A 23,036-nucleotide genomic window follows, 5' to 3' on the forward strand; every position below is an offset into this window, starting at 1 on the left:
GACCCGAACTCGCGAAAGTTCTACGACCGCAAACGCGCGGAGGGGAAACGGCACGTCCAGGCCGTGATGGCCCTGGCCCGCAGACGCGTCAACGTTCTCTGGGCCCTGATTCGTGACCGACGGTGCTACCACATCACACCCCCAGCGACCGAGACGGCTTGACAACGAGATTAGGAAGCGGTGATGTCGGCGAGGGTGCGGAAGACGAGGGCGGTGGAGGTGGCGCCCGGGTCCTGGTGGCCGATGCTGCGGTCGCCGAGGTAGGAGGCGCGGCCCTTGCGGGCCCGGAGCGGGACGGTGTCGAGGGCGCCCTGTTCGGCGGCGTCGGCGGCCGCCGACGCCGCCGCGGGGAGACCGGTGCCGGCCGCGGCGCGGAAGGCGGCGACGGCCGGGGTCCAGGCGTCCACGATGGTCTTGTCGCCGGGTTCGGCCTTGCCGAGGAGGCGGATGGCGTCCAGGCCGGCCGACAGGGCCTCGGCGACGGCGGCCGGGCCGGCCGGTTCGGGCAGGGCGGCGCCCATCGCGCGGAAGGCCTTGCCGTAGAGCGGGCCGGAGGCACCGCCGACCTTGGAGATGAGCGTGGTGCCGGTCTTGGTGAGGACGGCGCCGGGGCCGGCCGGCCGGAGGCCGTCCAGGGCGGTCAGGGCGGCGGCGAAGCCGCGCTGGAGGTTGCTGCCGTGGTCGCCGTCGCCGATCGCCGAGTCCAGCTCGGTGAGCCGGGAGCGCTCCTTCTCGACGGCCGCGGCGATCGCGCGGATCCAGGCCTCGGCCAGGGCGGTGTCGAAGTCCATCGGGTCTCCTTCGTGTGGCTCGGGGCCTACGCCCGCTTGAGGGCGGGGGTGTCGACCGGGGCGTCCCAGAGTTCGAGCAGCTGGGCGTCGGCCTTGGTGAGGGTGAGCGAGAAGCCCGCCATGTCCAGGCTGGTGACGTAGTTGCCGACCAGGCTGCGGGCCACCGTGATGCCGCGCTCGGCGAGCCTGGCGGCGACCTCGCCGTAGACCACGTACAGCTCCAGCAGTGGGGTCCCGCCGAGGCCGTTGAGCAGGGCGATCACCTCGTCGCCCGGGGTCAGGTGGTGGTCGGTCAGGATGGTCTCGACCACCTCGGCGGCGAGTTCGCGGGCCGGGCGGAGCTTCTCGCGCCGGCGGCCGGGCTCGCCGTGGATGCCGACGCCGACCTCGATCTCGTCCTCGGGCAGGTCGAAGCCGGGCTTGCCGGCCGCCGGGACGGTGGCCGCGGTGAGCGCGATCGCGAAGGAGCGGGAGGCGGCGTTGACCCGCTCGCCCAGGGCGGCCACCTCGTCCAGCGGGGCGCCGCGCTCGGCCAGCGCGCCGGCGGTCTTCTCGACCAGGACGGTCGCGCCGGTGCCCCGGCGCCCGGCCGTCCAGGTGGAGTCCTCGACCGCGACGTCGTCGTTGACCAGGACGGTGCGGACCTCCAGCCCCTCCTCGGCGGCGAGTTCGGCGGCGAGCTCGAAGTTCATCACGTCGCCGGTGTAGTTCTTCACGATGAAGACCACGCCGGCGCCGGTCTCCACGGCCTTGGCGGCGGCCAGCATCTGGTCCGGGACGGGCGAGGTGAACACCTCGCCCGGGCAGGCGGCGTCGAGCATGCCGGGGCCGACGAAGCCGCCGTGCAGCGGCTCGTGTCCGGAGCCGCCGCCGGAGATCAGCGCGACCTTGGCGGCGGCCGGGCGGGCGGCCCTGGTGATCACCCGGTTGGGGATGTCCACCGCCAGCTCCGGATGGGCGGCGGCGATTCCGGCCAGCGCGTCCTCCAGGACGCCCTCCGGGGTGTTGATCAGCTTCTTCAACGCTCTTCGCTCCCTTGGTGACCTGGGTGACCTGGGCGGGGACGCCACGGCCGTCGACGCCGTTGCCCCGACGCTACGCCAGACGGGGGTGGTGGGCACGGGGTGCGACACGCGGGATTCCGATCACTCTCCCGGAGCAGCGGGTTCCGGCCGTAGGGTCGGCCGCATGAGTGAGAACGTGGGCATTGTTCTGGTCTCGCACAGCGCCCGGCTCGCCGAGGGGCTGCGCGAGCTGCTCGCCGAACTCGCCTCGGACGGCGTGCGGGTGGTCGTCGCGGGCGGCACCGAGGACGGCGGGCTCGGCACCAGCTACGACCTGATCGCGGCGGCGGTCGCGCGGGCCGACGCCGGGGCGGGCGTGGTCGTGCTGCCGGACCTCGGCAGCTCGGTGCTCACCGCCGTCACGGTGCTGGAGGACGAGCCGCGTCCGGGCGTGAGGCTGGCCGACGCGCCGTTCGTGGAGGGCGCGGTGGCCGCCGCCGTCACCGCCTCGACCGGGGCCGGGCTGGCCGAGGTGGTCGCGGCGGCCGAGGACGCGCGCGGGTTCCGGAAGCTCTGAGCTGCGGGCGGCGCCGGTCACGTGGCGGCGCCGGTCACGTGGCGTCGGCGCGTCACTTGGCGTCGGCGTAGCAGTCCACCACCGCCGTGCTGAGCGGGAAGCGCACCGGGGTGTCGCCGAACACCAGCCGGCGGGCCTCCTCGGCCGCCTCGGCGATGGCGGAGGCCACCTCGTCGGCGAGGTTGGCCGGGGTGTGCACGATCACCTCGTCGTGCTGGAAGAACACCAGGTGCGGGCGGTCCGCCGGGCTGGGCACCGGCAGTCCGTTCAGTCGGCGGCGCAGCGCCGCGAGCAGGGCGAGCGCCCAGTCGGCGGCGCTGGCCTGGATGACGAAGTTGCGGGTGAAGCGCCCACGGGCGCGGGCGGTGCGGCCGCCGGCCTCGCCCGCCGTCTCGCCCTCGGTGAGGTCGAGGAAGTCGGCGGAGGCCGGCGGGCAGACCCGGCCGAGCCGGGAGGCGACCACGCCGCCGTCCTCGCCGGTGCGGGCGGCGGCCTCGACGTAGCCCATCGCGGCCGGGTAGCGGCGGTGCAGGGTGTTCAGCAACGGGCCGATGTCGCCGCTGGTCTGCCCGTACATGGCGCCGAGCAGGCCGAGCTTGGCCTTCTCGCGGTCGCCCTGGAAGGCGTGGGCGGCGAGCGCCTCGTACAGGTCGCCGCCGGCGGCGGTGCGGGCCAGCCCGGCGTCCTGGGAGAGCGCGGCCAGCACCCGCGGCTCCAGCTGGGCGGCGTCGGCGACGACCAGGTGCCAGCCCGGGTCGGCGACCACGGCGCCGCGCAGGATGCGCGGGATCTGCAGGGCGCCGCCGCCGCGGCTGGCCCAGCGGCCGGAGACCACGCCGCCGACCACGTACTCGGGCCGGAACCTGCCGCCGCGGGCCCAGGCGTCCTGCCAGGCCCAGCCGTGGGCGACGTGGATCCGGGACAGCTCCTTGTAGCGGACCATCAGCCGCGCGGCCGGGTGGTCGACGCCCTTGAGCTCCCAGGAGCGGGTGGAGCCGAGCTGGAGGCCCGCCTCGGCGAAGGCGCGCAGCACCTGGGCGTGCGAGTCGGGGTTGAACGGCTTGGCACCGAGGGCCTGGTGGAGCTCGACGGCGAGTTCGGCGAGGAGCCTGGGCTGGGTGCCGGAGACGGTCGGACGGGGGCCGAGCAGCTCGGTCAGCAGCCGGTCGTGGACGTCGGCCCGCCAGGGCAGCCCGTCGTGGGCCATCTCGGCGGCCACCAGGGCGCCGGCCGACTCGGCGGCGACCAGCAGCCGGAACCGCTGCCGGGCGGCCGGGTCGGCGAGGGCGGTGATCCGGCGCTGCTGTTCGGCGTGGACGGCGACCACGGCCGCCAGCGGGTCGGCGCCGGGCGGCAGTTGCAGCCGGTCGGGGGCGAACAGGGTGTCCTGGCCGTCGTCCGCGTCGGCCAGGCCGGGCTCGGGCAGGTCGTCGGGGACGGGCAGGCCGCGCAGCCGGGACCAGGCCGCGCCGAGCGAGCGGGGCGCGCCGAAGCGGCCCTCGTGCGCCAGCAGCAGCGCCTCGACCAGCCGGAGGTCGTGGCAGCGGGCGAGCCGGTCGGGCAGGCGCGGCAGCAGCGGGGCGTACGCCGAGTCGGCCGCGGCCCAGACCCAGCGCGGACGCTCGGCGGCCTCCCGGGCGGCGACGGCAGTGGCGAGGTCGCGCACGGCCTCCGGCGGGCCGAGCGGGGCGCCCGCGTCGTCCAGCGGCTGGAGCCGGCCGCCGGGGCCGTGCGGGTCGGGCGCGAGGGCGGTCCTGGGTGCCACGGGGGCTGCTCCTCTCCGGCGCGCGGTCGGGCGTGCGGGGACGGGGACGGGACGGGGTGCGAGCCCGCGGGTGGGGCGCGCCGCGGCCCGCGACCGACGGGTCCGCGCCGTCGACGTTAACGGGTGGGTCCGACAACGGGCGGCAGGCGGCTTCGGCGGGGGCCGGCGGGCGGGTGCGGCCGGGGGCGGGCAGGCGGACAGGCGGGGCCGACGGGCGGCCGTCCGCGACGGGCGGTAAAGCGCATGAGAGGGGCGGGTGGCACGGCGTATGGTCGCGAAATGACCGAGAACCCGTTCTTCCAGGCCAGCCCGCTGGTCTACGAACTCCCGCCGTTCGCCGAGATCCGCGAGGAGCACTACCTGCCCGCGTACGAGCGGGGCATGGCCGAGCAGCTGGCCGAGATCGCGGCGATCACCGCCGACCGGAGCCTGCCGACCTTCGAGAACACCCTGGTGGCCCTGGAGCGCTCCGGGGAGCTGCTGCGCCGGGTCGACGCGGTGTTCCTCAACCAGTCCTCCTCGGACACCACCGACGTGCTGGACGAGGTGGAGGCGAAGGTGAGCCCGCTGCTCGCCGCCCACCACGACGCGATCCACCTGGACCTCGCGCTGTTCGCCCGGATCGAGGCGCTGTACGAGGAGCGCGCCGGGCTCGGCCTGGACCCGGAGTCGCTGCGCCTGCTGGAGCGCCGGTACACCGCCTTCGTGCGCTCCGGCGCCCGCCTGGGCGCGGCCGAGCAGGCCCGGCTGCGCGAGCTGAACGCCGAACTCGCCGCGCTCGGCACCACGTTCCAGCAGAACGTGAACGCCGTCACCCGCTCCGCCGCGCTGGTGCTGGACTCCGCCGAGGAGCTGGCCGGGCTGTCCGAGGGCGCGATCGCCGGGGCCGCGGAGAACGCCCGGGTGCTCGGCCACCCCGGGAAGTACGTGCTGAGCGTGCGGAACACCTCCGGCCAGGCCGAGTTGGCCCAGCTCACCGACCGCTCGGTGCGCGAGCGGCTGCTGGCCGCCTCGCTCGGCCGGGGCCTCGACGTCAACGGCCCGCTGGCGATCCGGATGGCCGCGCTGCGCGCCGAGCGGGCCGAGCTGCTGGGGCACCCGAGCCACGCCTCGTACGTGGTGGCGGACGAGACGGCCGGCACCGTCGAGGCGGTCTCCGGGCTGCTGTCCCGGCTGGTCGGCCCGGCCGTGGCGATGGCCCGCAGGGAGGCCGGGGAGCTGGCCAGGGAGGCCGCCGCGGACGGGATCGGGGAGATCGCCGCGCACGACTGGGCGTACTACTCGGAGAAGGTCCGGCAGAGCTCCTACCAGGTGGACGCGGCGGTGCTGCGCCCGTACTTCGAGCTGGAGCGGGTGCTGCGGGACGGCGTGTTCTTCGCCGCGAACCTGGCGTACGGGGTGAGCTTCACCGAGCGGCCGGACCTCATGGCGCACCACCCGGACGCCCGGGTCTTCGAGGTGTTCGAGGAGGACGGAAGCCCGCTGGGCCTGTTCGTCGGCGACTTCCACGCCCGGGCGTCCAAGCGCGGCGGCGCGTGGATGTCCGAGCTGGTCGCCCAGTCCGGGCTGACCGGGCGGCGGCCGGTGGTGCTGAACAACCTGAACATCCCGCGTCCGGCGTCCGGCGAGCCGGCGCTGATGGACTGGGACGAGGTCCGCACGCTGTTCCACGAGTTCGGGCACGCGCTGCACGGGCTGTTCTCGGACGTGCGCTACCCGCTGTTCTGGGGCACCTCGGTGCCCCGGGACTTCGTCGAGTTCCCCTCGCAGGTCAACGAGATGTGGATGGTCCGGCCCGAGGTGCTGGCCAACTACGCCCGCCACCACGCGACCGGGGAGGCGCTGCCGGCCGAGCTGGTCGAGCGGATGACGGCGGCCGAGGGCTTCGGGCAGGGCTTCCGGACGGTGGAGTACCTGGCGGCCACACTGCTGGACTGGGCGTGGCACACCGTGCCGCGGGGCACGGAGATCGCGGACGCCGAGGAGTTCGAGGCGCGGGCGCTCGCCGCGGCCGGGATCGCGGTGGACGCGATCCCGCCGCGCTACCGGACGGCGTACTTCCAGCACATCTTCGCCAGCGGCTACAGCGCGGCGTACTACGCGTACATCTGGTCGGAGGTGCTGGACGCGGACACCGTGCAGTGGTTCGAGACCAACGGCCGCCCGGTGCGGGAGAGCGGCGAGCTGTTCCGCCGCGAGCTGCTGTCGCGCGGGTTCAGCCGGGACCCGCTGGAGTCCTTCCGCGCGGTGGTCGGGCGGGCGCCGGAGACCGGGCCGCTGCTGGCCCGCCGGGGACTGGCGTGAGCGGCCCGGCCACGGCGCTCACCGGGCGGCTCACCGGGCATCCGACCGGGCGGCTCGCCGGGCGGCTCACCGCGCGGTGAGCGTGACCGTCACGGTCGTGCCGGGGCGGGCGTGCGGGAGCCGGATGCGTACGGTTCCCGCGTGCCCGCCCGTCGGCTGCTCGACCTCGACCCGGGCACCGGCCGGGGCGATGGTGACCGCGGCCCCGTGCGGGAACGCGGCCGGGGGGAGCAGGAGTTCGCTGCCGCGTCCGGTGCCGTCGGCGCGCCAGCTCACGGTGGTGGCGGCCGTCCGGACGTCCGTGCCCGCGACGGCCACCGGGTACGGGCCGAAGGCGGGCTCGTCGCCGGGGGCGGGGCGCCCGGCCGGGTCGAGCGCGCAGTAGCCGCCGTCGCCCCGGCACCAGTACCACATCGTCCAGCCCTCGGCGAAGCCGTCCATCGCGGCGACCTGACGGCGGACCAGCTCGGCGTTGCCCGGGGTGCGGGAGTTCGGCGGGCCCCACTCGCCGACCAGGACGGGCAGGCGGTGGGCGGCCGGGTAGCCGGTGATCGCGGCGGTGTACCGCTCGACGAAGCCGCCGGCCGGATCCCAGTCGGCGCCGCCCTCGACCGCGGTGTCGTAGAAGTGCGGCGCGTAGCCCAGCCGGGGTGCGCCGGGGCGCGGGTCGGCGAATCCGGGCAGTCGGGTGGGCACGCCCTGGCCGACCAGCACGGTCGGCTCCACGAACAGCCAGGCGCGGGAGTCGGACCGGCGCACGGCGGCGATCAGACGGCGGTACATGTCGGCGAGCCGGCCCTGCTCCAGGGCGGCGGCGGAGGCGGCCAGCACGGCCGGGTCGCTCGGGTCGCCGTCCACCGGGCCGAACGGCTCGTTGAACAGGTCGTAGCCCAACAGCGACCGGTGGCCGCGCAGTTCGCGGGCGATCCGGGTGTAGAAGTCGGCCTGCCAGGCGCGCAGGTCGGGGTCGTCGTAGAGGTGCCGGAAGGCGGCCTGGACGGCGGGCTGGAAGTAGCCGGCGAACCAGTCGTCCGGATCCGGGGTGAAGGGCAGGTCGTCGTCCCGGGTGGCCCAGGCGGGGACGCCGTTGTTGCCGCCGACGAACTTCGGTCCGTAGACGTCCTGGTGGAAGTCGACCAGGACCAGCAGGCCGAGCCGGTCGGCCCGGTCGAGGAGCCGCTGGACGCGGCGCAGCTCGGTGGCGTCGAGGCGGCCGCGCCGGGGTTCCAGCCTGGTCCAGGAGACCGGCAGTCGGACCAGGGTGAAGCCCTGGGCGGCGACGGAGTCGAGGTCGGCCGCGGTGGCCTCGGCGTACTTGTCGAGGTTGAAGCCGCGCAGCCGCAGGTGGCGGCCCTGGGCGTCGGTGAGGGAGGTGCGGCCGTCGGCGGCGGTGGCGGTGCCGGTGGGGAAGCGGTGCGGCGGCCCGTCGTGGGCCGAGGCCGGGACGGCGGTGAGGGCGGCGGTGGCGGCGATCAGCAGGGCGACGGCGGTGCGGCGCAGGCGCATCGGGGACCTCGCACGGCGGGGGTGGGGGTGGGGCCCGATGATGCCCGGACTGTCGTGTGCCGCACAAGAGTTCAGTCGGCTCTGCGGCTGCTTCGGCCGGTGGACGGGTCGGCCGGCGGATGGTTCAGGCGGCGGACGGTTCAGCCGGCGGGAGGTTCCGGCGCGGTCGGCAGGACGGCGGTCGGCAGGTCCGCGGCGGCGGCCAGCCGGCCCCAGAGCAGGTCGGCCAGCGCCTGCACCATCCGGGTGCGCGAGCAGGGCTTGCTCTCCAGCCACCAGTCCCCGGCGGCCAGCACCATGCCGGTGATGCCCCGGCCCCAGGCCTCGGCGAGCAGGTCGCGGTCGGCGCCGAGGTCGACCTGGCTCTGTACGGCCCGGGTGATCTCCTCGGCGATCTGCCGGAGCGCGGGGGCGAGCGCGTTGCCGGCGCCGCTCGGGTCGCCCGGCTCGGGGTGGGTGAGGAGCCGGTAGACCTGGGGGCGGGCCTCGATCCCGGCGAGGTAGGTGTCCAGGACGTGCTCGACCCGGTCGCGGCGCTCCAGCGGTTCGGCGAGGGCGGCCCGGACGGCGGCCAGCAGGCCGCCGGTGTGGCGTTCGGTCAGGGCTCTGATCAGGCCGTTCCGGTCGCCGAAGTGGCGGTAGAGGATCGGCTTGGTGATGCCGGCCTCGGCGGCGATGGCGTTCATGCTGGCGCCCGGCCCCTCGCGCTGGATGACCCGGTCGGCGGCGTTGAGCAGCTGCTCGCGGCGGGGCTCTCGGGACATGCGCTGCTCCTCGGATCGGGCTCGGCGGGGTCTGCCTGGGCGTTGACACCGGTTACCAATCAGTAGCAGACTCCGACGATGTTACCCGTGGTAACACCCCGGTCGGCCGCACACGTCTTCGGAGGCAAGCACCATGAGCAGCACGTTCTCGCTGGATCCGGGTGCGGACCAGCTCGCCGTACGTGACTGGCTGCACGGCTTCGCCGCCGACGTGATGCGCCCGGCCGCGGCCGAGTGGGACGAGCGCGAGGAGACCCCCTGGCCGGTCATCCAGGAGGCCGCCAAGCTGGGCATCTACTCGCTGGACTTCTACGCCCAGCAGTACTTCGACCCCTCCGGCGTCGGCATCCCGATCGCCATGGAGGAGCTGTTCTGGGGCGACGCGGGCATCGGGCTGTCCATCGTCGGCACCACCCTGGCCGCCGTCGCGGTGCTGGCCAACGGCACCGATGAGCAGATCGGCACCTGGACCCCGCAGATGTTCGGCACCCCCGAGGACGTCAAGGTGGCCGCCTTCTGCTCCTCCGAGCCGGACGCCGGCTCCGACGTCTCGGCGCTGCGCACCCGGGCGGTGTACGACGAGGCCAGGGACGAGTGGGTGCTCGACGGCACCAAGACCTGGGCCACCAACGGCGGGATCGCCGCCGTCCACGTGGTGGTCGCCACCGTCGACCCGGAGCTCGGCGCGAAGGGCCAGGCCTCCTTCGTGGTCCCGCCGGGCACCCCGGGGCTGAGCCAGGGCCAGAAGTTCAAGAAGCACGGCATCCGCGCCTCGCACACCGCCGAGGTGGTGCTGGACGGCGTCCGGGTGCCCGGCAGCTGCCTGCTCGGCGGCAAGGAGAAGCTGGACGAGCGCCTCGCCCGGGCCCGCGAGGGCGTCAAGCGCCCGGGCGGCAGGGGCAACGCGGCGATGGCCACCTTCGAGGCCTCCCGCCCGGCCGTCGGCGCGCAGGCGATCGGCATCGCCCGGGCCGCGTACGAGGTGGCGCTGGACTACGCGAAGACCCGGGAGCAGTTCGGCCGGCCGATCATCGACAACCAGGGCGTGGCCTTCCAGCTCGCCGACATGCGGACCCGGATCGACGCGGCCCGGCTGCTGGTCTGGCGGGCCTCCTGGATGGCCGTCAACAACCAGCCGTTCACCGCGGCCGAGGGCTCGATGTCCAAGCTGTACGCGGGCGAGACCGCCAAGTACGTGACCGCGCAGGCGATGCAGATCCTCGGCGGCAACGGCTTCACCCGCGAGTACCCGGTGGAGCGGATGCACCGGGACAGCGCGATCTACTCGATCTTCGAGGGGACCAGCGAGATCCAGCGGCTGGTGATCGCCCGGGCGATCTCGGGGATGCCGATCCGCTGACTCAGCGGGCCAGCCAGAAGGTGAGCCCGGCGGTGACCGCGCCCACCACCGCGCCGACGACGGTCTGCGCGGTGGTGTGGTCCCGCAGCACCACCCGGGACCAGCCGATCGCCGGGACCAGCGGGCCGAGCAGAAGCCAGAGCGGGCCGAGCGCGATGGCGAGGCAGATCACCGCGCCGGTGGCCACGGCGGTGTGCACGGAGACCTTCCACCAGGCGGTGATCACCAGGATCGGGACCAGCGAGGCGAACATCGCCAGCACCAGCGCGGTCAGGTCGGTCGGGGCGTCCAGGGCGATCATCACCGCGAAGCCGAGCAGCACCGAGGCCATGATGAGCGGGAAGACGGTCAGCCGGCGCTGCCGCCGGCCGACGTGGCGGTCCGACACGGTGCCCTTGCGCATGCCGTACCGGATGATCAGGGTCGGGACGACGGCGGCGAACACGACGGCGAACAGTGCCCAGCCGATGCCCGGCCAGCCGTAGCGCAGGCCGCCCAGCAGCGGGAGCAGCGCGAGGATCACGTTCTTCGGCTCCAGGCCGTCGGTGATCCGGCGGGCCCAGATCGTCCGGCTGGTGGGGGCGGGCGCGGGCGCGGCCTCGGTCGTCATCGGGGTGGTGCTCCGGGGGCGTGTGGGGGCGGGCGGGTGTCGGTCGGATGATCGTATGGGTCGGGGGTGCGGCCCGAGTCCTCGGAGACGGGCGGGGCTCGGAAGCAGGCGGCACTCGGAAGCGGGCGGCGCTCGGAAGCGGGCGGGGCTCAGAAGCGGGCGGCGCTCAGAAGCGGGCGGGGCGGCCCTCCAGGAAGGCGGCCAGGCCCTCGCGGACGTCCGAGCCCTCCCGGGAGCGGAGCAGCCAGGGGGCCAGGACCTCGTCGGCCCGCTCGGGCGGGGCGTCCAGGACGGCCTTGGCCGCGCCGATGGTGTGGGTCGAGCGGCGGGTCAGCAGCCGGGCGAAGTCCAGGGCGGCGGCGTCCAGTTCGGCGTCCGGCAGGACGCGTTCGGCCAGGCCCAGCGGCAGGGCGTCCCGTCCGGTCACCAACTCGCCCGAGAACAGCAGGTACTTGGCCCGGGCCGGGCCGACCAGCCGGGACAGCCGTACGGTCGGCACCGCCGAGTAGACCACGCCGAGCTTGGCCGGGGTGATCCCGAGCCGGGCGTCCTCGGCGACGAAGCGCAGGTCGCAGGCGACGGCCAGTTGGCAGCCGCCGCCGACGCAGGCGCCGTGTACCACGGCGAGGGTCGGGTGCGGGAAGGCCGCCAGCGCCTCCTCGGCGGCGACGTTGGTCGCGTGGTAGGCCTCCGCGCGGTCCGGATCGCCGTACACCTCGGAGAGTTCGGCGATGTCCGCGCCCGCGCTGAAGGTGTTGCCGGCGCCGGTGAGCAGCAGGACGCGCACGCCCTCGTGGCCGGCCAGCTGCTCGAGCACCTTGGGCAGCGCCTGCCAGATCGCCAGGGTCACCGCGTTGCGGCGGTGCGGGCGGGCGAACTCCAGCACCGCGACGCCGTCCTCGCCGACGTACGCGTTGAGGCCCTCGGCCTGCGCGGGCAGGGCGGAGCGGTCCCGCGTGAGCAGCGGCTGGTCCATGCGCACCTCCGGTCGGTCGTGGTGCGCCAACTCTCTCAGGCGGCGCCGGAGCCGTAGTCGCCGAGGCCGTGTTCGATCAGGGCGAAGGCGCGGTGGGCCTGGTCGAGGGCCGTGGGCAGGGCGTCCGCGGCGCGCCCGCCGGCCAGCAGCCGGCGCTGGTTCTCGCCGGTCAGGGTCAGTTGGGCGGCGAGCAGTTGGGCGGCGGCGATCCTGGCGGTGAGTTCGTCGCCGACCGGGTCCTGCGCCAGCAGCTTGTCCGTCAGCAGGGCCTGCGCCCGGTGGTCGTAGCCGGTGGTGGCGCGCAGGAGCAGGGCCGGAGTCCGGCGGGGGAGCCGGGGCGGCCGCTCGGCGCGGTCGGCGCGCTGGCCGGTGCGGCGCGGGAGCACGCGGTGCGCAGCTTCACGGACGCGGTGGACGTGGTGTTCCTGTCGGCGGGCGGGGTGCTGGCGCTGGCGCTGGTGTGCGCGCTGCGGCTGCGGTCGACGGAGGAGGCCCCGGCCGCCTGACGGGGTGGCGGCCGAGGCGGCGGGGCCCGGTGGGCGGGGGAGTCCACCGGGCCCCGCGCTGTGGCGGTCGCGGGTCCGGTCGGTTCTTCGGGCCCTCAGGCCTCAGGCGCCGGGCCTCGGGCCTCGGGCTTCAGGCGCCGGGCCTCAGGCTCCGGGCCTCAGGCTCCGGGCCTCGGGCTTCAGGCCTTCGGGTCCGGTCGGCTCCTCAGGCCCGGCCGGTCCACTCCGAGGCCAGGATGGCCCAGATCTCCTTGTCGTAGCGGACCCCGTTGTACGGGAACCACTCGCGCAGGACGCCGTCGCGGGTCATGCCGACCCGCTCGGCGACCGCCCGGCTGCGGGCGTTGACGGAGGAGCACCACCACTCGGCGCGGTGCATGCCGCGGGTGACGAAGGCGTAGTCGAGCAGCTGCCTGACGGCCGCGGTGACCAGCCCGTGGCCCTCGCCGGCAGGTTCGGTCCAGGCGCCGATCTCGCAGACGCCGGACCGGGCGTCGAAGTTCACGAACATCACGCCGCCGACCAGCGTGCCGTCCAGCCAGATGCCGTAGATCCGCTTCTGGTCGGCGTTCAGGCCGTCGGCGTAGCGCTGGAGGGTGGCGCGGGCGGAGTCCAGGTCGACCGAGAAGGTGGCCCAGGGGATCCACGGGTCGGTGTGGGCGCGGGCGCGGTCCAGGTGGGTCAGGAACTCGGGGGCCTGCCAGGGCTCCAGCGGGCGCAGTTCGGCGTTCTCGGTGAGCGGTACGGCAAACACGGGCGGCCTTTCAGGGTGGTGCCGAGGTTGGCTGGGATCATTCATAACAAACGTTTGGTATGTACGATAGCCCCCATGACACCGGCCCGCGGAGACCACGACGCCCGACGTTCCGAAGTGTCCGAGGGGGTGTGGCGCGTGCTCTCCAGTCGGGGCTTCGAGGGGCTGACGCTGCGTGCGGTGGCCGCTGAACTGGGCGCCTCCACCGGGCTGTTGACGCACTACTTCCCGAACAAACGGGCGCTGCTGAGCCATGCGCTGGAGGAGCTGGACCGGCGCTCGCTGGCCCGGCCCCGGCGCACCGAGCCGGCGGACGGCGGCCCGCCGCCGTCCGGGCTGGCCCGGGTGCGGGCGTCGCTGCTGGACGTCCTGCCGCTGGACGGTGAGGCTGCGGCCGACAACCGGATCTGGGTCGGCTCCTGGGACCACGCCCTGGCCGATCCGGAGCTGGCGGCGGCCCACGCGGGCCGCTACGCGCGCTCGCGCGCCGCGCTCACGGCGCACGTCGCGGACGCCCAGCGGCTGGGGGAGCTTCCGGCGCAGGCCGATCCGGCGGCGCTCGCGGCGGGGGCGCAGGCCTTCGTGCTGGGCCTGGTGGTGCAGGCGCTGTTCGCCCCGGAGGAGTTCCCGGCGCAGCGGCAGACGGAGCTGCTGGACGCCTATCTGGCCGGGTTGGCGGAGTAGGCCGGGCCCGGCGGGCGGAGCGGGGCGGGCTGTTCCGTTCCGTTCCATGCGGGGGATTCGCCGGGAATTCCGGTTGTTCCGGTTGACCCCGTTTTCGGCCCCGTATTCGCGGCACCCGTCGACACGCATGGTCACGAGTTCTGTGCGATGCGTGCGCGGCTTGTTCACCACAGGGGATTACGGGGTGACCCGAAGCGGATACGGAAAGTGTTCGCCGGCTCGTTGGCCTGCGGAATTGCCGAGTGGTGCCCCCAGCAGGATTCGAACCTGCGACCTACCGCTTAGAAGGCGGGTGCTCTATCCGCTGAGCTATGGGGGCGGGACGGGCGTCGCCCTGGCGGGCGTGACCGTGGCCGGGATCGGGCTGGCGAGCGCCGGGGCGCGCGCTGTCCGGCCCCGTACCCGAGGGAGGGGTGGGGGTGGTGGGCCCTCGCCCTGTCGGGGACAGGATAAGGGTGACCGGTCGCCCGGCCGGGTGTGACGACACCGCCGTTGGTGTGTCGGTTCGGTGGAGCGGTCCGATAATCGCAGGTGAAGGCCGTGAGTGCAGCGGTCTGGGAGTGTTCCGCGCCGGACGTTGTGCAGTCGTTACGGGGCTGCCTCCTCACCCGTTATGGATTCGGCACGGAGAATGTGCCGCCGACGGCGCGGGTGGGGGGCCTTAATCGCGTTGCTCCGGTCGGATGACGTGCGTGGACGGTCGGCGGGGCGCGTTCCGTCGTTGTGTTCCCGGGCGGGTTCGGCGGTGCACCGGCGGGGCGGCGAGCAGCGGGTTTGTTGTCATGGCCGCGAAGAAGCCGGGGTGAAGCGGCCGCGGAGGGCTGAAATTCACCCCTGCGAGTGACAGAAGTTCCCTAGTGGCGAGTTATCCACAGGATTTCGGAAGTCGGTGGCCGGGATTTCCCCGGAAGTGCACGCTCAAGGCGCACCGGTCGATTCCGTACGGTGCATCGGCGAGAGCGGAGGGTGTGCCGTGAGTGAGACGCATGTGACGGTGATCGGCAATGTGGCGACGGAGGTGAGCTACGGCGAAACCAGCGGCGGGGTGCCGATGGCCAACTTCCGGCTCGCCTGCACCGAGCGGAGGTACGACCGACAGCGCGAGTGCTGGGTGGACGGCGAGACGCAGTGGGTGACGGTGACGGCCTGGCGGGCGCTGGCGGTCAACCTGATCGGCTCGCTGGCCAAGGGCGATCCGGTGCTGGTGAGCGGTCGGCTGCGGGTGCGCGAGTGGACGGAGGGGGAGGTGAAGCGGAGCCGGGCCGAGATCGACGCGCGATCGGTCGGACACGATCTCACCCGTGGTACCACGGCGTTCCGGTGGGCGGCGGGGGTGCGCGGGCAGCCGCCGGCCGGCCCCGGGCCGGGCGGCGTGGAGGCCGGGGGCGAGGTGGTGCCGGAGTGGATCGTCAGCGCGGTGGAGGCGCGCAGGGGCTCCGGGGCGCCGTACGGGGCGGCGCCCGTCCCGGCCCCGGCGCCGCTGGCGGCAGCCGCCGTGCGGGCGCTGCCGGCGGGCGGGCTGTCGGCCGCGGGGGAGTCGGGCGAGGCGCCCGGGAGGGAGTGGGGAGGTGACGCCGGAGGGGCGCCCTGATTCGACGGGTCGGTGACCTTCCTGTCGACAAATATGTTGATCGAGACGGTCGTTGTACCCGCGTGCGCAATCCGACGGGATAACAGAAAACCGCACGCCGGTTTCTGGTCGGCCGTCAGCTTGTGTGGGACCTGAGGGGATTGATAACGATCCAGATACGGAATCGTCCTGATTTCGCATGGGGGTTTCGGGGCCTCCGGGGCTCAATAGGATTCGTCTGGTTCATACCCGCAGCGGTGCCACAGGGGGCACGCGCGGGACGGCAAGTCGGCGGGCCGCCCACTCGGTGCGGCCTGGCCCGGAGGGATCCCAGATGTTCCAGAGGCAGGGGCGGAGTCTGTCCCGGATAACCACTGTCATGCTCACGACCAGCTTGGCGTTGGGCGGAGGCCTGTTCGCGGCCGGTGCGGCGGCCGCGGCCGCCGCCGGTGCTCCGACCTCGGGCGTGACCGCCGAGGTCCAGAACGAGATGCTCGGCGAGAAGATCGATGTCGGGAACAGGACCGTCGACGGTGGTCTGTTCACCCTCAAGACGGACGCCGGCGAGAAGCTCCGGACGTACTGCATCGACTTCGACAACCCGGTCTACCTGGACAGCAGCGCCAAGTACCACGAGGCGGACTGGGCGTCGAGCTCCCTCAACAGCAACGCCAACGCCCCCAAGATCCGCTGGATCCTGGACAACTCGTACCCGCAGGCGAGCCTGGCGTCCCTGGCCACGGCCATCCAGGTCGACAGCCTGAGCGACGCGGACGCCGCCGCCGGCACCCAGGCCGCGATCTGGAAGTTCTCGGACAACAAGAACGCCGTCCCGCGCAACGAGAAGGCCAAGAAGCTGCGCGACTACCTGGTCGGCGACGCCAACAAGGGCGTCGCGGCCGAGCCCAAGCCCTCGCTGACGATCTCCCCGGACTCGGCCTCCGGGAAGTCGGGCGGCAAGCTCGGCCCGTTCCTGCTGAACTCCAGCGCGAACGAGGTCAAGCTGAGCGTCACCGGTGACGCCGCGGACAAGGTCAAGCTGCTGGACAAGGACAACAAGCCGGTCAACGGCAGCCTGGCCGGCCCGATCGGCAAGGACACCCCGCTGTTCCTGGACGTGCCGGCCGGCACCCCGGACGGCAAGGCCGCCATCAGCGCCACCGCCGAGGCCAACGTGCTCAGCGGCCGGGTCTTCATGAGCAAGGTGGACAAGCAGGGCCGCCACAGCCAGACCATGATCCTGGCCAGCTCCACCAAGGTGAACGTCGCGGCCGGCGCCAAGGCCACCTGGAAGCAGGGCAAGGGCGCGCTGGTCGACAGCTCCGCCAAGGAGGAGTGCGCCGCCGGCGGCGTGCGGGTGTCCGTCACCAACAGCGGTGACGAGGCCGCCACCGTCACGGTCGGCAAGCAGCAGGTCGCCGTCCAGCCGGGCAAGACCGAGAGCGTGCTCGTCAAGGTCGAGGAGAAGGCCAACTACGACGTCACCGTGACCGGCCCGAACGGCTACACCAAGCAGTTCACGGGCGTCCTGGACTGCAAGGTCGGCGTGACCCCGACCCCGGCCCCGACCACCCCGGCCGCGACCCCGTCGGGCACCCCCGTCGCGACCCCGTCGGGCACCCCGAGCAACGGCGCCGGCCAGCCGGCCCCGGCGACCACCAGCGCCGCCCCGGGTACCGGTGGCCTGGCCCAGACCGGTGCCAATGACTCCACTCCGATCCTCGCCGCCGTCGCCGGTGGCCTGGTCGTGGCCGGTGGCGCCGCCGTCTTCGTCCTGCGCCGCCGCGGCCGCCACGGTCGCACCACCGCCTGAACCGGTCGGACCGGCCGAACCGGCTGAACCAGCCGAACCGACCGGACCGACCGAACCGCCCGAGCGGGCCGGGAGGCACTCACCTCCCGAGGCCCTGAGAGCGGCAACCGGCCCGGCTCCCCGCACCCGCTGCGGGGAGCCGGGCCGTCCCGCGTCCGGGGCCCGGCCGGTCGTGCCGGGGGCCCGACCGGCCGGGGTGTTGCCCGTGGGGCGGGAGCGGCGGGGCCGGGGCGGGAGGGGAGGGGCTCCGGATACCCCCAAGGGGTCACCTGGGCGATTCGGGCCTCCGGGGCCGGGTGCGGCACAATGGAAGGCTGCAAGCCGAATTACTCCCGACGACGCCGGAGCGATCTCACGTGGCGGAATACATCTACACGATGCGCAAGGTGCGCAAGGCTCACGGAGACAAGGTCATCCTTGACGACGTGACGCTCAGCTTCCTCCCCGGAGCGAAGATCGGCGTCGTGGGCCCCAACGGTGCCGGTAAGTCCACCGTGCTCAAGATGATGGCCGGCCTGGAGCACCCCTCCAACGGCGACGCCTTCCTCTCGCCGGGCTTCACCGTCGGCATGCTCCTCCAGGAGCCGCCGCTGGACGAGACCAAGACGGTCCTGGAGAACGTCCAGGACGGCGTCAAGGAGATCAAGGGGAAGCTCGACCGCTTCAACGAGATCGCCGAGCTGATGGCGACCGACTACTCGGACGCCCTGCTGGACGAGATGGGCAAGCTCCAGGAGGAGCTGGACCACGCCGAGGCCTGGGACCTGGACGCCCAGCTGGAGCAGGCCATGGACGCCCTGGGCTGCCCGCCCGGCGACTGGCCGGTCACCAAGCTCTCCGGTGGTGAGAAGCGCCGCGTCGCGCTCTGCAAGCTGCTGCTCGAGGCCCCCGACCTGCTGCTCCTCGACGAGCCCACCAACCACCTGGACGCCGAGTCGGTGAACTGGCTGGAGCAGCACCTGGAGAAGTACAAGGGCACCGTCGTCGCCGTCACCCACGACCGGTACTTCCTGGACAACGTCGCCGAGTGGATCCTGGAGCTCGACCGCGGCCGCGCCTACCCGTACGAGGGCAACTACTCCACCTACCTGGAGACCAAGCAGTCGCGTCTCAAGGTCGAGGGGCAGAAGGACGCCAAGCGCGCCAAGCGCCTCAAGGAGGAGCTGGAGTGGGTCCGCTCCAACGCCAAGGGCCGCCAGGCGAAGTCCAAGGCCCGTCTGGCCCGCTACGAGGAGATGGCGGCCGAGGCCGACAAGATGCGGAAGCTGGACTTCGAGGAGATCCAGATCCCGCCGGGCCCGCGCCTGGGCAGCGTCGTCATCGAGGTCGAGAACCTCAACAAGGCCTTCGGTGAGAAGGTCCTGATCGACGACCTGAGCTTCACCCTGCCGCGCAACGGCATCGTCGGCATCATCGGCCCGAACGGCGCCGGCAAGACCACCCTGTTCAAGATGCTCCAGGACCTGGAGGCCCCGGACAGCGGCACGGTCAAGGTCGGCGAGACGGTCAAGATCAGCTACGTCGACCAGACCCGCTCCAACATCGACCCGAAGAAGACCCTCTGGGAGGTCGTCTCCGACGGTCTGGACTGGATCAACGTCGGCCAGGTCGAAATGCCGTCCCGCGCCTACGTGTCGGCCTTCGGCTTCAAGGGCCCGGACCAGCAGAAGCCGGCCGGCGTGCTCTCCGGCGGTGAGCGCAATCGCCTGAACCTGGCGCTCACCCTCAAGCAGGGCGGCAACCTGCTGCTCCTCGACGAGCCCACCAACGACCTCGACGTCGAGACGCTCTCCTCGCTGGAGAACGCCCTGCTGGAGTTCCCCGGCTGCGCCGTGGTCATCTCCCACGACCGCTGGTTCCTGGACCGAGTGGCCACCCACATCCTCGCCTACGAGGGCGACAGCAAGTGGTTCTGGTTCGAGGGCAACTTCGAGTCGTACGAGAAGAACAAGATCGAGCGGCTCGGCGCCGACGCCGCCCGTCCGCACCGGGCCACCTACAAGAAGCTGACCCGAGGCTGACACCCAGCCGTCACAACGGCCCGGCAGACTGCCCTCCGGGGCGGCTGCCGGGCCGCGGCCCGTCGCCACCGCCGGCCGACGCCGAGAAGCGGCGCCGGCGGGGCGACCGGACACCGAGGAGAACTTCCGTGGCTCGCCACATCTACGCCTGCCCGCTGCGCTGGTCCGACATGGACGCCTTCGGGCACGTCAACAACGTGGTCTTCCTGCGCTACCTGGAGGAGGCCCGGATTGACTTCATGTTCACCCAGGCCGCCGCGGCCGGCGCCGGGGAGTTCGCGGGCGGCTCGGTGGTGGCCCGCCACGAGATCGACTACAAGCGTCCGCTGGTGCACCGGCCCGAGCCGGTCACCATCGAGACCTGGGTGACCAGGATCGGCGGCGCCTCGCTGACCGTTTCGTACGAGATCAAGGACATCGCCGAGGACGGCAGCGACATCGTGTACGTCCGGGCGTCCACCGTGGTCGTCCCCTACGACCTGGCCGAGGGTCGGCCGCGCCGGATCTCGCCGGTGGAGCGGGAGTTCCTCGGCCGCTTCATGGACGAAGAGCCGGTAGTCGCCACCGTCTGATCCCACCTGACGATTCGAGCTGAACGACTGTGACCACCACCGCCCGTCTCGCCCTGACCGACACCGGGGAGGCCGCCGACCTCTCCGCCTTCCTGCTGCGCCTGCTGCGCTTCGACCGGGCGGCGGCCGTCCGGATCCAGGCGGTCGGCCCGGGGGAGGAAGACGGCGTGCTGGCGGTCTTCGGACGGCTGCCGCTGGGCGGCAGCGGTGCGCTGGCGATCCGCACCGTGCGGCTGAGCGGCCTGGACGAGGCGGTGGACCTGACCGTCTCGGCGGGCCAGTTGCTGGACGGCGTGGACGCCGACGCGGGCGCCGTCGCGCTGCCCGCTCCGGTGACCGGCCCGGCCTGGGCCGGGATGCTGCCGCCGCGCACCGGCTGGCGACCGGTCGGGGCCCCGCCGGTGGCCGAGGTGTACCCCGAACTGATGGCCGGGGTGCGGGAGTTCCGCGAGCGCAGCGAGGCCGTCCCGGCCCACCACCGCACCCGCGCGGTGCTGGACGCGCTGGCCGACGAGATCTGGTCCCGGCCGGTCACCGTGCTGCCCGAGCTGCCGCTGCGCGTGCCGCACGCCGCGTACGTGATCGGCTTCCTGCGGCCCGACGCCCCGCTGACCGTGCACCGGGCGGGCGGCTGGCTGCGGCTGAGCGCCCCGGCGGGCTCGGTGGTGGTGCGCACCGTGGCCGCGCCGGGCGCGGGGCTGGGGCTGAGCCCGATCCGGTGATCCCGACCGGATCACGGTGACGGCCCGGATCCGGTGACTCTCGGCCGGATCCCGGTGACGGGCCGGTTCAGCCCGGGGTGTTGATCATCGAGGCGGCGGCGTACGTCAGGTACTCGAGCAGCTGCCGCTCGTGCTCGGCCGACAGCTCCAGGCTCGCCACGGCCGTCCGCATGTGGGTGAGCCAGGCGTCGTGCGCGGCCTTGTCGACCTTGAACGGCACGTGCCGCATCCGCAGCCGCGGGTGACCGCGCTGCTCGCTGTAGGTGCGCGGGCCGCCCCAGTACTGCATCAGGAAGAGCGCCATCCGCTCCTCGGCCGGCCCGAGGTCCTCCTCGGGGTACATCGGCCGCAGCAGCTCGTCCTGGGCGACGCCCTCGTAGAACCGGTGGACCAGCCGCCGGAAGGTCGGCTCACCGCCGACCTGGTCGTAGAAGGTCTCCTCGCTCAGCGTGCCTCGCCGGATCTCTGTCACCCGACCATGGTCGCAGACGCCGACGGGGTCGTACACCGGGACCAAAGGCGTACGACCCCGTCGGGATCGGTGGACGTCGATCAGCGGACATCGGCCCGCGGACGTCAGCCGGGGAGGGTCAGTCCTCCCAGCGGAACAGCTTCCAGGAGATGCCGGTCAGCACGGCCGCGAAGAGCAGCAGGCCGCCCATGGTCGGCAGGGCGTCCATGACGCCGCCGCCGCGGGTGAGCACCGACTGGGCGGAGTCGACCAGGTAGTGTAGCGGCATGACCTGGGAGACGCCCTTCAGCCAGCCCGGGGCCCCGTCCAGCGGGAAGAACGATCCGGACAGGAAGGACATCGGCAGCACGATGATCTGCGAGATGCCGTTGGCCGCCTCCTCGGTCTTGGCGACCGAGCCGGCCAGCAGGCCGATCGACATGAAGGCGAGCGTCGCGCAGGCCACCAGCGGGATGACCAGCCACCAGTCGCCGGTGAGCTTCAGCCCGAAGAAGCTCGTCGCGACCACCAGGAAGACGGCGGTCTGCAGGAAGGCGGTCAGCAGCGAGACCAGGATCCGGGAGCTGACCACGGTTCCGGCGTTGATCGGGGCCAGCCGCAGCCGGCGCAGCACCTTGGACTTGCGCCAGTTGACCAGCGTCAGCGCGGCACCGAACACCGCGCCGGTGGCGACGGCCCAGCCGAGCAGGCCGGGGGTCAGGAACTGGATCGGCTTGAGCGACTTGTCCTCGACCTGCTGGGAGTCCAGCACGAACGCCGGCTTCTGGCCGGTGGCCGCCTGGTTGGCGTTCTGGACCACCGAGTTGAGGATGCCCTGGAGCGCGCCGGCGCGGACCTGGTCGGCGGCGGTGTAACGCAGCTCGACCCTGCCGTCCGGGCCCTGCTTGATCAGCGCGTCGTAGTCGCCCTTGCGGACCTTCTCCAGGGTGGCGGCCTCGTCGTCGGTCTTCGTGATGGTGAGGACCTTGTCCAGCCCGGCCCGCTCGTCGCCCTGGATGGAGTCGAACAGCTTCACCGCGCCGACCTGTGCCACCTTGGCGTGGGGGCTGCCGGAGCCCTTGGTCACGGTGCCGAAGAAGACCAGGAACACCAGCGGGAAGAGCAGGATGAAGAAGGTCGCGGTGCGGTCGCGCTTCATCCCGAGCAGCATGGCGCGGGACAGGCTCCAGAACGCGCTGACCCGCTCGTGCTCGCCGGCGGCCGGGCCGCCGCGCCGGGCGGGGGCCTGCGGCTCGGTGGGGGTCGTCGAGGTCATGCGCGGAACTCCCGTCCGGTCAGCTGGAGGAAGACGTCCTCCAGGGTGGCGCCGCGCACTTCGAGGCCGCGCAGCGCGTTCTGCTCGGCGAGGACGCTGAGCACCGGGGCCGGAAGGCGGGTGGAGACGGAGAGCGAGACGGTGTCGTCCTCGAGGTTGGCGACGTCCGCGCCGGCCGCGGTCATCAGCTCCCGGGCCCGGTCGAGCGGGAGCTGGCCGGAGGCCACGCTGATCCGGACGGTGTCGTCGATCTCGCGGATCAGCGCCGCCGGGGCGCCGGTGTGCAGGACCCTGCCGTGGTCCATGATCGAGACCCGGTCGCAGAGCACCTCGGCCTCGTCCAGGTAGTGGGTGGTCAGCACGACGGTGCGGCCCTCGGCGTTGATGTCCCGCAGGAGGTCCCAGAGGTTGCGCCGGGACTGCGGGTCCAGGCCGGTGGTGGGCTCGTCCAGGAAGACGAGCTCCGGGTCGTGGGCCAGTGCGCACGCGATCGACAGGCGCTGGGCCTGGCCGCCGGACATCTGGTCGGTCAGGGTCTCGGCCTTGTCCGAGAGGCCGACCCGCTCCAGCATCGCGTCGGCCCGCTTGGGGCCGACCCCGTAGAACGACGCGAAGGTGCGGATGGTCTCCCGGGCCGTCAACTTGCGGAAGAAAGCGGATGCCTGGAACTGCACGCCGATTCGCGGCAGCAGTTTCGGATTGCGCGGCCAGGGCTCCATGCCCAGCAGCTCGATCCGGCCCTCGTCCGGTTTCCGGACGCCCTCCAGGATCTCCATCGTGGTGGTCTTCCCGGCGCCGTTGGGGCCCAGGATCCCGTAGAACTCGCCGGCCTCGACGGTGAGGGACACCCCGTCGACGGCCTGCACATCCCCGTACCGCTGGCGGATGCCGTCAGCGGATATAGCAGCAGTCATGTGCGCTGAGCCTAGGGGTTGTGAAGGCTCCTGTGCACATCTGTGCGAGCGAATTTGCGGATATTTTAAAGGCGACGTAAACAAAGCCGGGTCGGG

The 23,036-nt window shown here is 73.2% G+C and carries 21 protein-coding genes, 1 tRNA gene and 1 pseudogene; 10 read left to right on the forward strand and 13 right to left on the reverse strand.

The genetic code is table 11. The features are described from left to right. Nucleotides 1-162 (forward strand): annotated as a pseudogene (locus ACIQ87_RS28585) (IS110 family transposase); the annotation flags it as partial. An 8-nt stretch (nucleotides 163-170) separates the two neighbouring features. On the opposite strand, the gene dhaL reads toward ACIQ87_RS28585, so the two are convergent. Together dhaL and dhaK are read right to left on the reverse strand one after the other, a co-directional pair. After that, nucleotides 171-791: a dihydroxyacetone kinase subunit DhaL gene (dhaL, locus tag ACIQ87_RS28590; protein ID WP_402411871.1), complete on the reverse strand. Its 621-nt coding sequence runs from the start codon at nucleotides 789-791 to the stop codon at nucleotides 171-173. Nucleotides 792-817: 26 nt separating this feature from the next. Continuing rightward, nucleotides 818-1,813, reverse strand: a complete 996-nt coding sequence (dhaK, locus tag ACIQ87_RS28595; protein ID WP_402411874.1) for a dihydroxyacetone kinase subunit DhaK — start codon at nucleotides 1,811-1,813, stop codon at nucleotides 818-820. A gap of 166 nt (nucleotides 1,814-1,979) precedes the next feature. Between dhaK and dhaM the strand changes: the two genes are divergently transcribed. Continuing rightward, complete coding sequence (dhaM, locus tag ACIQ87_RS28600; protein WP_402411877.1) at nucleotides 1,980-2,372, forward strand: dihydroxyacetone kinase phosphoryl donor subunit DhaM; 393 nt, start codon at nucleotides 1,980-1,982, stop codon at nucleotides 2,370-2,372. A gap of 52 nt (nucleotides 2,373-2,424) precedes the next feature. Here dhaM and ACIQ87_RS28605 read toward each other — a convergent pair whose 3' ends face one another. After that, a complete protein-coding gene (locus tag ACIQ87_RS28605; protein WP_402411879.1) occupies nucleotides 2,425-4,137 on the reverse strand; it encodes a bifunctional 3'-5' exonuclease/DNA polymerase in 1,713 nt (570 codons plus the stop codon). Between the two features lie 279 nt (nucleotides 4,138-4,416). On the opposite strand from ACIQ87_RS28605, the gene ACIQ87_RS28610 reads away from it, so the two are divergent. Next, entirely contained in the window at nucleotides 4,417-6,441 is a 2,025-nt protein-coding gene (locus ACIQ87_RS28610; RefSeq protein WP_402411882.1) for a M3 family metallopeptidase, read from the forward strand. A gap of 66 nt (nucleotides 6,442-6,507) precedes the next feature. Here the strand turns inward: ACIQ87_RS28610 and ACIQ87_RS28615 are convergent, their stop codons facing one another. Together ACIQ87_RS28615 and ACIQ87_RS28620 are read right to left on the reverse strand one after the other, a co-directional pair. Next, nucleotides 6,508-7,947 (reverse strand): cellulase family glycosylhydrolase, encoded by a 1,440-nt coding sequence (locus ACIQ87_RS28615; RefSeq protein ID WP_402411885.1) that lies wholly within the window; start codon nucleotides 7,945-7,947, stop codon nucleotides 6,508-6,510. A 140-nt stretch (nucleotides 7,948-8,087) separates the two neighbouring features. Continuing rightward, on the reverse strand, nucleotides 8,088-8,711 hold the full coding sequence (locus ACIQ87_RS28620) for a TetR family transcriptional regulator (protein WP_402411888.1): 624 nt from the start codon (nucleotides 8,709-8,711) through the stop codon (nucleotides 8,088-8,090). Between the two features lie 133 nt (nucleotides 8,712-8,844). Between ACIQ87_RS28620 and ACIQ87_RS28625 the strand changes: the two genes are divergently transcribed. Beyond that, entirely contained in the window at nucleotides 8,845-10,071 is a 1,227-nt protein-coding gene (locus ACIQ87_RS28625) for an acyl-CoA dehydrogenase family protein (RefSeq protein WP_402411889.1), read from the forward strand. A gap of 1 nt (nucleotide 10,072) precedes the next feature. On the opposite strand, the gene ACIQ87_RS28630 is transcribed toward ACIQ87_RS28625, so the two are convergent. From ACIQ87_RS28630 to ACIQ87_RS28645, 4 genes are all read right to left on the reverse strand, one after another. Next, nucleotides 10,073-10,681, reverse strand: a complete 609-nt coding sequence (locus ACIQ87_RS28630) for a hypothetical protein (RefSeq protein WP_402411892.1) — start codon at nucleotides 10,679-10,681, stop codon at nucleotides 10,073-10,075. Between the two features lie 166 nt (nucleotides 10,682-10,847). Further along, nucleotides 10,848-11,657, reverse strand: a complete 810-nt coding sequence (locus tag ACIQ87_RS28635) for an enoyl-CoA hydratase/isomerase family protein (protein WP_402411895.1) — start codon at nucleotides 11,655-11,657, stop codon at nucleotides 10,848-10,850. Between the two features lie 35 nt (nucleotides 11,658-11,692). Next, nucleotides 11,693-12,043: a hypothetical protein gene (locus ACIQ87_RS28640; RefSeq protein WP_402411898.1), complete on the reverse strand. Its 351-nt coding sequence runs from the start codon at nucleotides 12,041-12,043 to the stop codon at nucleotides 11,693-11,695. 325 nt (nucleotides 12,044-12,368) lie between these two features. After that, nucleotides 12,369-12,917: a GNAT family N-acetyltransferase gene (locus ACIQ87_RS28645; RefSeq protein WP_402411901.1), complete on the reverse strand. Its 549-nt coding sequence runs from the start codon at nucleotides 12,915-12,917 to the stop codon at nucleotides 12,369-12,371. 129 nt (nucleotides 12,918-13,046) lie between these two features. Here ACIQ87_RS28645 and ACIQ87_RS28650 point away from each other — a divergent pair, with 129 nt between their 5' ends. Continuing rightward, nucleotides 13,047-13,601 carry a TetR/AcrR family transcriptional regulator gene (locus ACIQ87_RS28650; protein WP_402412098.1) on the forward strand — a complete coding sequence of 185 codons (555 nt, stop codon included), beginning with the start codon at nucleotides 13,047-13,049 and terminating at the stop codon, nucleotides 13,599-13,601. A 243-nt stretch (nucleotides 13,602-13,844) separates the two neighbouring features. Here the strand turns inward: ACIQ87_RS28650 and ACIQ87_RS28655 are convergent. Continuing rightward, nucleotides 13,845-13,920 (reverse strand) — tRNA-Arg (locus ACIQ87_RS28655). A 654-nt stretch (nucleotides 13,921-14,574) separates the two neighbouring features. Between ACIQ87_RS28655 and ACIQ87_RS28660 the strand changes: the two genes are divergently transcribed. From ACIQ87_RS28660 to ACIQ87_RS28680, 5 genes are all read left to right on the forward strand, one after another. Next, nucleotides 14,575-15,192 carry a single-stranded DNA-binding protein gene (locus ACIQ87_RS28660; protein ID WP_402411904.1) on the forward strand — a complete coding sequence of 206 codons (618 nt, stop codon included), beginning with the start codon at nucleotides 14,575-14,577 and terminating at the stop codon, nucleotides 15,190-15,192. 358 nt (nucleotides 15,193-15,550) lie between these two features. Next, nucleotides 15,551-16,984, forward strand: a complete 1,434-nt coding sequence (locus tag ACIQ87_RS28665) for a Cys-Gln thioester bond-forming surface protein (protein WP_402411907.1) — start codon at nucleotides 15,551-15,553, stop codon at nucleotides 16,982-16,984. 356 nt (nucleotides 16,985-17,340) lie between these two features. After that, entirely contained in the window at nucleotides 17,341-19,005 is a 1,665-nt protein-coding gene (ettA, locus tag ACIQ87_RS28670) for an energy-dependent translational throttle protein EttA (RefSeq protein WP_402411910.1), read from the forward strand. A 128-nt stretch (nucleotides 19,006-19,133) separates the two neighbouring features. After that, nucleotides 19,134-19,577 carry an acyl-CoA thioesterase gene (locus ACIQ87_RS28675; RefSeq protein ID WP_402411912.1) on the forward strand — a complete coding sequence of 148 codons (444 nt, stop codon included), beginning with the start codon at nucleotides 19,134-19,136 and terminating at the stop codon, nucleotides 19,575-19,577. 29 nt (nucleotides 19,578-19,606) lie between these two features. Beyond that, nucleotides 19,607-20,299, forward strand: coding sequence for a hypothetical protein (locus ACIQ87_RS28680; RefSeq protein ID WP_402411914.1), 693 nt, complete (start codon nucleotides 19,607-19,609; stop codon nucleotides 20,297-20,299). Nucleotides 20,300-20,366: 67 nt separating this feature from the next. On the opposite strand, the gene ACIQ87_RS28685 is transcribed toward ACIQ87_RS28680, so the two are convergent. From ACIQ87_RS28685 to ACIQ87_RS28695, 3 genes are all read right to left on the reverse strand, one after another. Beyond that, nucleotides 20,367-20,771 (reverse strand): globin, encoded by a 405-nt coding sequence (locus ACIQ87_RS28685; RefSeq protein WP_402411917.1) that lies wholly within the window; start codon nucleotides 20,769-20,771, stop codon nucleotides 20,367-20,369. A gap of 118 nt (nucleotides 20,772-20,889) precedes the next feature. Continuing rightward, nucleotides 20,890-22,026: an ABC transporter permease gene (locus tag ACIQ87_RS28690; RefSeq protein ID WP_402411920.1), complete on the reverse strand. Its 1,137-nt coding sequence runs from the start codon at nucleotides 22,024-22,026 to the stop codon at nucleotides 20,890-20,892. Continuing rightward, entirely contained in the window at nucleotides 22,023-22,940 is a 918-nt protein-coding gene (locus ACIQ87_RS28695) for an ABC transporter ATP-binding protein (protein WP_402411923.1), read from the reverse strand. The genes ACIQ87_RS28690 and ACIQ87_RS28695 overlap by 4 nt, the downstream gene beginning before the upstream one ends. Nucleotides 22,941-23,036 lie beyond the last annotated feature (96 nt).

This window comes from Kitasatospora sp. NPDC096204 (genome assembly GCF_044763205.1).
In the GTDB taxonomy this organism is placed as follows: domain Bacteria; phylum Actinomycetota; class Actinomycetes; order Streptomycetales; family Streptomycetaceae; genus Kitasatospora.

Bases quoted from the DNA above. Each gene is read 5' to 3' on its own strand.
- ACIQ87_RS28635 (WP_402411895.1), bottom strand. From the start codon at position 11,657: ATGGACCAGCCGCTGCTCACGCGGGACCGCTCCGCCCTGCCCGCGCAG.
- dhaL (WP_402411871.1), bottom strand. From the start codon at position 791: ATGGACTTCGACACCGCCCTGGCCGAGGCCTGGATCCGCGCGATCGCC.
- ACIQ87_RS28615 (WP_402411885.1), bottom strand. From the start codon at position 7,947: ATGCGCCTGCGCCGCACCGCCGTCGCCCTGCTGATCGCCGCCACCGCC.
- ACIQ87_RS28690 (WP_402411920.1), bottom strand. From the start codon at position 22,026: ATGACCTCGACGACCCCCACCGAGCCGCAGGCCCCCGCCCGGCGCGGC.
- ACIQ87_RS28665 (WP_402411907.1), top strand. From the start codon at position 15,551: ATGCTCACGACCAGCTTGGCGTTGGGCGGAGGCCTGTTCGCGGCCGGT.
- ACIQ87_RS28695 (WP_402411923.1), bottom strand. From the start codon at position 22,940: ATGACTGCTGCTATATCCGCTGACGGCATCCGCCAGCGGTACGGGGAT.
- ACIQ87_RS28630 (WP_402411892.1), bottom strand. From the start codon at position 10,681: ATGACGACCGAGGCCGCGCCCGCGCCCGCCCCCACCAGCCGGACGATC.
- ACIQ87_RS28620 (WP_402411888.1), bottom strand. From the start codon at position 8,711: ATGTCCCGAGAGCCCCGCCGCGAGCAGCTGCTCAACGCCGCCGACCGG.
- ACIQ87_RS28625 (WP_402411889.1), top strand. From the start codon at position 8,845: ATGAGCAGCACGTTCTCGCTGGATCCGGGTGCGGACCAGCTCGCCGTA.
- dhaM (WP_402411877.1), top strand. From the start codon at position 1,980: ATGAGTGAGAACGTGGGCATTGTTCTGGTCTCGCACAGCGCCCGGCTC.
- ACIQ87_RS28610 (WP_402411882.1), top strand. From the start codon at position 4,417: ATGACCGAGAACCCGTTCTTCCAGGCCAGCCCGCTGGTCTACGAACTC.